Source organism: Xenorhabdus sp. SGI240 (genome assembly GCF_040081915.1).
GTDB lineage: Bacteria > Pseudomonadota > Gammaproteobacteria > Enterobacterales > Enterobacteriaceae > Xenorhabdus > Xenorhabdus bakwenae.
In genome coordinates, this window is the sequence record NZ_JBEBMB010000045.1 from 1 (window position 1) to 6,611 (window position 6,611).

General features: G+C 51.3%; 3 protein-coding genes. All 3 read left to right on the forward strand.

Annotation, left to right across the window (positions count from 1 at the left end; all coding sequences use genetic code 11):
* Nucleotides 1-36 precede the first annotated feature (36 nt).
* The 3 genes from ABLA76_RS11400 (at nt 37) to ABLA76_RS11410 (ending at nt 6,123) form a co-directional block, all read left to right on the forward strand.
* Nucleotides 37-5,310, forward strand: coding sequence for a hemagglutinin repeat-containing protein (locus ABLA76_RS11400; RefSeq protein ID WP_348988013.1), 5,274 nt, complete (start codon nt 37-39; stop codon nt 5,308-5,310).
* Nucleotides 5,291-5,515 carry a hypothetical protein gene (locus ABLA76_RS11405; RefSeq protein ID WP_348988014.1) on the forward strand — a complete coding sequence of 75 codons (225 nt, stop codon included), beginning with the start codon at nt 5,291-5,293 and terminating at the stop codon, nt 5,513-5,515. Before ABLA76_RS11400 ends, ABLA76_RS11405 begins: the two co-directional genes overlap by 20 nt.
* Before the next feature lie 218 nt (nt 5,516-5,733).
* Nucleotides 5,734-6,123 carry an SMI1/KNR4 family protein gene (locus ABLA76_RS11410; RefSeq protein ID WP_348988016.1) on the forward strand — a complete coding sequence of 130 codons (390 nt, stop codon included), beginning with the start codon at nt 5,734-5,736 and terminating at the stop codon, nt 6,121-6,123.
* Nucleotides 6,124-6,611: the final 488 nt, after the last annotated feature.

Consider the following 6,611-nt stretch of genomic DNA (forward strand, 5'->3'; position numbering starts at 1 on the left):
TTATGTTGATTCTGCTATATCACCGATAAAGGCCAGGTGGAAAATTTTTGGCGTATCAAGAAAAAAGGGCGTGACCGGCAAGGCTGGGGGTCATCGCGCTATGAACCCCCAGAGCAAATCCAGACTATCACCCTGACCCCCGGGACGATCCGGGCATCACAGGGTACGGTCACGCTGGATGGCCAGCGCCCGGTGGATTATCAGGGCACCGTGACACAGATAACGCCCGTCCAGGGCGGGCAAATTAATGCCGGTCTGACGGAAGCGGCAACCCCGTCGCGTGAAGTCGCATTACGGCCGGGACAGCGGCTGGAAGTGATTATCCCGCCCGCGATAGTGACGGGCCAAAGGCCGACAATGACCGGTGGCACCGCAGAGACGCCGGTTATCGCGGGGGAAAAGCTGACTGAACCGGGTAAAACCTTCACGGTGGGTGAAAAGCTGACCCGTGCCGGTGAAAAAAACACCGGATGGGATGAAAGGATCACGAATGTGGGCGAGAACCCCATTGGCGGGGCGGAAAGGATCACCAATGTGGGCGAGAAATCCCTTGGCGGGGCGGAAAGGATCACGAATGTGGGCGAGAAACCCATTGGTGTGGCGGAAAAAATCACGAATGTGGGCGAGAAACCCACCGGTGTGGCGGAAAAAATCACGAATGTGGGCGAAAAACCCCTTATCGTCCGCACAGAAGTGCCGAATTATCAGTTACCGGACAACAGTTTATTTAAACTGAACCTGCCGCCCGACAATACGCAACCCATACCGGCGGTGGCGGCGATCGACAACCTGCCGCTGGTTGAAACCGATCCGCAGTTTACCCAGCTGAAAAAATGGCTGGGGACGGACTATATGCAGCAGCAGCTGCGCTGGGATCACAATAACATGCACAAGCGGCTGGGGGATGGTTTCTATGAACAGCGCCTTATTCGTGAGCAGGTGATTAACCTGACCGGCAAACGTTATCTGCCGGGACACCAGAATGATGAGGAACAATTTAAGGCGCTGATGAATGCCGGTGTGCGTGCCCGGCACGCCTTTAATCTGGCGCCGGGGATTGCTCTGAATGCGGAACAGATGGCCCATCTCACCGAAGACATGGTCTGGCTGGTTAATGCCACCGTTACCTTACCGGACGGCCGCCGGCAAACTATGCTGGTTCCCCAGGTGTATGTGCGCACGCAGGCCGGTTCACTGGATGGTACCGGTGCCCTGCTCAGTGGCAGCCAGGTCAGTGTGCAACTGCGTGGCGACCTGCTTAACCAGGGCCGGATTATCGGCCAGGATATCAACATCCTGGCGGAGAATATCCGCAATCAGGGTGGTCTGCTGCAAGGCAACCAGATTGATTTGCAGGCCCGGACCGATATGGTCCAGCGGGGCGGGGCGATTGGCGCCGGTCAGTCCCTGACAATAGGAGCGGGGAATACGATTGATATCGCCAGTACCACCCACAGCGGTGAAAAGCAGGCCCGCAATAACCGGTTCAGTGCCACTTACGTGGATAATGTCGCCCGGGTGTATGTGCAGGGGGCGGATGGCAAACTGCACCTGCGGGCAGGCAAGGATATTTATACGTCGGCCGCCCAACTGATGTCACAGGGTCAACACAGTGAGATCCAGTTAGACGCGGGACGGGATATTCAGTTCGGGACAGCCAAAACCGCACAGGGTGAACACCTTGAATGGAGCCGGGATAACTATTTGACCCACACAGAATCAGGCGAAATGGGCACGGACATCAACAGTGCCGGGCAGGTCAGCCTGCGTGCCGGCAGTGATATTAATCTCAGGGCAACCGGTATCACGGCCAGCAGAACGCTGCAAGTGGATGCGGGACGGGATGTGGCTATCGTGGCGGGTGAACAGCAGCAAACCCATGACGAATACCTCAAGGTGAAAGGCAGCAACAGCTGGGTTTCCTCGACGACGACTACCACCCGGGAGCAATATGACCGCACCCGGGCGGTCAGCAGCACCCTGAGCGGCGATACGGTAAACATCCAGTCCGGCCAGGATACCACCGTTCAGGGCAGCAATGTGGTGGGCACCCGGGATGTGGCACTCCATGCCGGCCAGAATCTGAACATCACCACGGCCGAAGAGAGCAATCATCAGTTCACCCGGCAGGAAGAGAAAAAATCCGGTCTGATGGGCACCGGGGGCGTAGGCTTTACGATGGGCAGTTCGGCGTTCAAACAATCCCATGACAGTGAGGCGACTGTGCAAAAAGGCAGCACCGTGGGCAGCAGTGACGGGCAGGTCACCTTGCGTGCTGGCGAACAGGCCACCGTGCAGGGCAGCGATATCATTGCCGGTAAGGATATTGATATTGAAGCCAAAGATGTGGTGATGACGGCCGCGAAAAACAGCCATACCGAACTGAGCCAAACTGAGCAGAAGCAGTCAGGTTTGACGCTGGCCTTGTCCGGGGCGGTGGGCAGTGCGGTTGACACCGCCGTAAAAACGGCCAATGAAGCCAACGACACGAAAGACAGCCGCTTGCAGGCGCTGAAAGGCACGCAGGCTACGTTGTCCGGGGTGCAGGGCTATCAGGCGTGGCAGCTCAGTCAGGCCGACGCCGCAAAAGCCGATGCCATCAATCAGGCAGGCGGGGACGCACAAAAACCGACCGATACCATTGGTATCCAGCTTTCTTACGGCAGCCAGTCGGCGAAATCGGCAACCCGCACGGAACAGACGCAGTCACAGGGCAGCAGCCTGAGTGCCGGGCGGGATATTCGCATTAAAGCCACCGGAGACAGCGCGACGCAGGACAGCGGCGATATTCAGGTGCAGGGCAGTACCTTAAAAGCCGGCCGCGATATTATGCTGGACGCCAAACGCGATATCGTACTGGAGTCAGCTGAAAATACCCAGACCACGCGGGGCGAAAACAGCAGCAAAGGCGGCAGCGTCGGCGTGGGGCTGACCGCCGGACAGGGCGGTTACGGCATTAAATTCTCGGCCAGCGTCAACAAGGGCAAAGGCCATGAAACCGGCGATGGCATCACCCATAGCGAAACCGTGGTTGATGCCGGTCATCAGGTCAGCCTGAAATCGGGGCAGGATACGCGACTTAAAGGGGCACAGGTCAGCGGGGAGACCGTGACAGCCGATGTGGGCCGTAACCTGCACCTTGCCAGTGAACAGGATAAGGACAATTACGACAGCAAACAGGAAAATGTCAGCGCCGGGGCCAGCTTCACCTACGGCTCGATGAGTGGTTCGGCCAGTGTCAATGCCAGCCGTGACAAGCTGCACAGCACGTTTGATTCGGTAAACGAGCAGACCGGCATTTTTGCCGGCAAAGGCGGGTTTGATATCAAGGTGGGAGAACATACCCAGCTTGACGGCGCGGTGATTGCCAGCACAGCAGAGAAAGATAAAAACCGGCTGGACACCGGCACGCTGGGCTTTAGTGATATCCAGAATAAGGCAGAGTACAAAACCGAGCACCAGAGTGTCGGTATCAGTACCGGCGGTGCGGTGGGCAGCCAGCTGGGCACCAATATGGCCTCAAATATGCTGGCCGGCACCAATAAGAGTGGCAGCGAGTCCTCCACCACCCATGCGGCGGTCAGTGACGGCACGATTGTGGTGCGGGATGCCGATAAGCAGGCTCAGGATGTGGCTGACTTAAGCCGGGATACCGATAACGCCGCCAATGGCCTGAGTCCGATTTTCGACAAGGAAAAAGAGCAGCAACGCCTGGCACAGGCACAGGCTATCGCTGAAATCGGCACCCAGGTGATGGATATCTACAATACGCATGAAGCGATTAAGGCCACTAAGAAAGCCACGGAAGACCTGAAAGACCCGCAAACGCAGCAAAAACTGAAACAGGATGCGGAAAAGCAACTGAAACAAGAAGGTCAGGAAATCAATGCGAAAAGCCTTGCTGACCGGGCATATAAGATAGCCTATGACGGTGCCATCAGAGCGCAGGGCGCCGATATCGGCAGCAGTCAGCGTCAGGCGGTGACAGCCGTTATCGGGGCATTACAGGGCCTGGCGGGCGGTGATATCTCATCGGCCATTGCCAGCGGCGCAGCGCCGTATCTGGCCAATGGCGTGAAGGCGCTGACCTATAATGGTAAAGACCACTATGATGAGTTGACGCCGGCAGAAAAAGCCACCAACCTGATGGCGCATGCGATCTTAGGTGGCGTCATTGCTGAAATGAAGGGCGGCTCGGCCACTGCCGGGGCAACGGGCGCGGTGAGCGGTGAACTGGCCGCGTCTGCTATTATGAGTGTACTTTACGGAGATAAAACATCGGGCGAGCTATCACCCGCAGAGAAGGAAATCATCAGCAACTTGTCTACACTGGCAGGTGGGATTGCCGCAGGGCTGGCCACTGACTCTACGGCAGGCGGCGTGGTGGGGGCACAGAGTGCCAAAAACGCAATTGAATCTAACTATTTGTATGAAGATGACAGCCGCAACCTTGATAGAGAGTTAGCCGAGTGTAAGGCTAAAGGAGGGGACTGCGGTGCTGTCATTCAGAAGTATTTGGATATCAGTAATAAGAACAGTGCTGAATTGCAGGAAAAATGCAGCGGAGGTGGTATTACCTGCGTAACTTATGAAGATCTTATTCAAGCAAATACGAATGTTGCGTTTGATGAGGGATCGTTACAAATTCGGTTATCGGAGAAACTGAAAGACCCGGATGCTATTAAGATAGTGCAATATTTGAATGGCAAAGACTTGCAGTTCCTGAAAGACAATATTACCACTTCTGACAGAGTTGCGGATGTCGCTTTAGATCCAACTTCATGGCCTGTAATGGTCTTTGGTGCAAAGGCGATGATTCAGGGAGCAAAAGGGAAAGAGCAGCTACTTGCGGCAGGGGTCACCAGTGGTGTAAATGCAGCTATTCAATATGGTACAACAGGGGAAGTGAAGTTATCTGATGTAATTGGAGCAGGTGTTGTCGGTGCTATCACAGCAGGGAAAGGTTATAACCCAACTGTTACTTGGAATGCAATAGGCGGTTATTACACAGCAGAAATCAAAGGAGATGATCCTTTCTTGAATGCAATAATAAGTAAAGGCGGAGCCAGTGTAGGATATGCGATCGGTAATACTATCAAGGTTCCATTCAATAAAATTCTTAACCCTGTGTCAAAAGAATATGAATGGCAACCTATAGGTATTTGGACGATTACAAGGCCTGCATCAAAAAGTTCCATTCCGTCTACTGTGGGTAATTTAGGGGATTCAGCTGCATCAGGTTTATTTAATAGTGGTGTCGGAAGCGCCATAGAAAATAAGGAGAAACAAGATGAAAAGAAAGAAAACTAAATCGATCATGGTCATGTTGTATTTATCTTGTTCTTTTTTTCTGGCCGTGTTTCTGATGTGTATTATGTTTCACGTACTTGGTTATTGGGTTGGTGGGGGAAAAGAAATTTTTCACTTCATTAGCGATAATATTGGTATGTATCTAAAAATCAGTACGTCGGGCTTTCTGGCAGGTTTTGTGTTTTGGTTATTTGGTATTCGTTAGTTATTGACATTAAGGTAAATGTTCGTAACTTTGATGATAAATTAACCCCTGCGAAAACAATCAGATTCTCTGATCCTAGGAGAGGACTTGAGCCTAAAACATGGGGAGAGGCAATCACGGGAAGGATAAATAAGCAAACTGGCGGGTTTAGTAAGAATAACCCTTATGGTTCCGATGCACCGCCTAGAATTACTGGAAAATCAAAGGATTAATCCATTATGACATGTTACTTATATTCAACAGAAGAACTACCAGAAGGATTTAGTTTTCCACCCTCTTTTTTGGAAATAGTAAATAAAGAATCTATTTTGGATTTAGAGCCTTGGTGGTTTTTATGCGAATTTGAAAAATTTGCTAAGTATTGGTTGTCTGAGATGAAGACGCAATATCCAGAGAGACAACTCGTGCCATTTGCAAAAGTATCTTATTCTGATGATATTGCTTGCTTTGATGGTTCTGATGTCTCAGGTGAACCAAAAGTATTTTTTATCCATGCTTTTGCGTCAACTGGATGGGAAGATAGAGGGAGTCTTAATAATTTTGATGAATGGCTAGAATTAGCAAAGGAAGAATCAGCCCGTTATAAAATAGAACAGGAAGCAGAGTAAAAATATGAGACTTCGCTAATTAAAATTGTTTAAATGACGTTAAGGGTCCAGCCCAAGTGAACTGCACCCCAAAAGTTATTTTCTAACTGATTAAGGTGCAGTTTTTAATAAAATTGGGATCTTCCCTTTAGCCGTCAGCCCTTCTTAGCCAGCCGGATAATCAGTTGCCCCCGTTCCACGGTGACCTAAACAAATATATCTGGAGCTCATAAACAAGATGCATTGTAAGCGTCCGGTGATGGTACACGTGTATATAGATACCCCAAAGAAAAACCTAACGCACCAATCTCTGTAAATCCAACAGGGATTCAGGCTAATTTTGAAACGTACACCATTAATCCAATAACAGGACAAAAAGTTAAAACTGGTGATGGTCATTTGAATGTATTTAAAGAGAAATAATAAGATGAAAGCAGTGTTAAAAACCTTAGGAAATGATTGTTGTGATCTTAATACTTTCGTACCTGAACGCGATGCTCGACTTTAAC

What these genes read in the sequence shown, in the direction of transcription:
- ABLA76_RS11405 (WP_348988014.1), top strand. Translation starts at nt 5,291, where the DNA reads ATGAAAAGAAAGAAAACTAAATCGATCATGGTCATGTTGTATTTATCT.
- ABLA76_RS11410 (WP_348988016.1), top strand. Translation starts at nt 5,734, where the DNA reads ATGACATGTTACTTATATTCAACAGAAGAACTACCAGAAGGATTTAGT.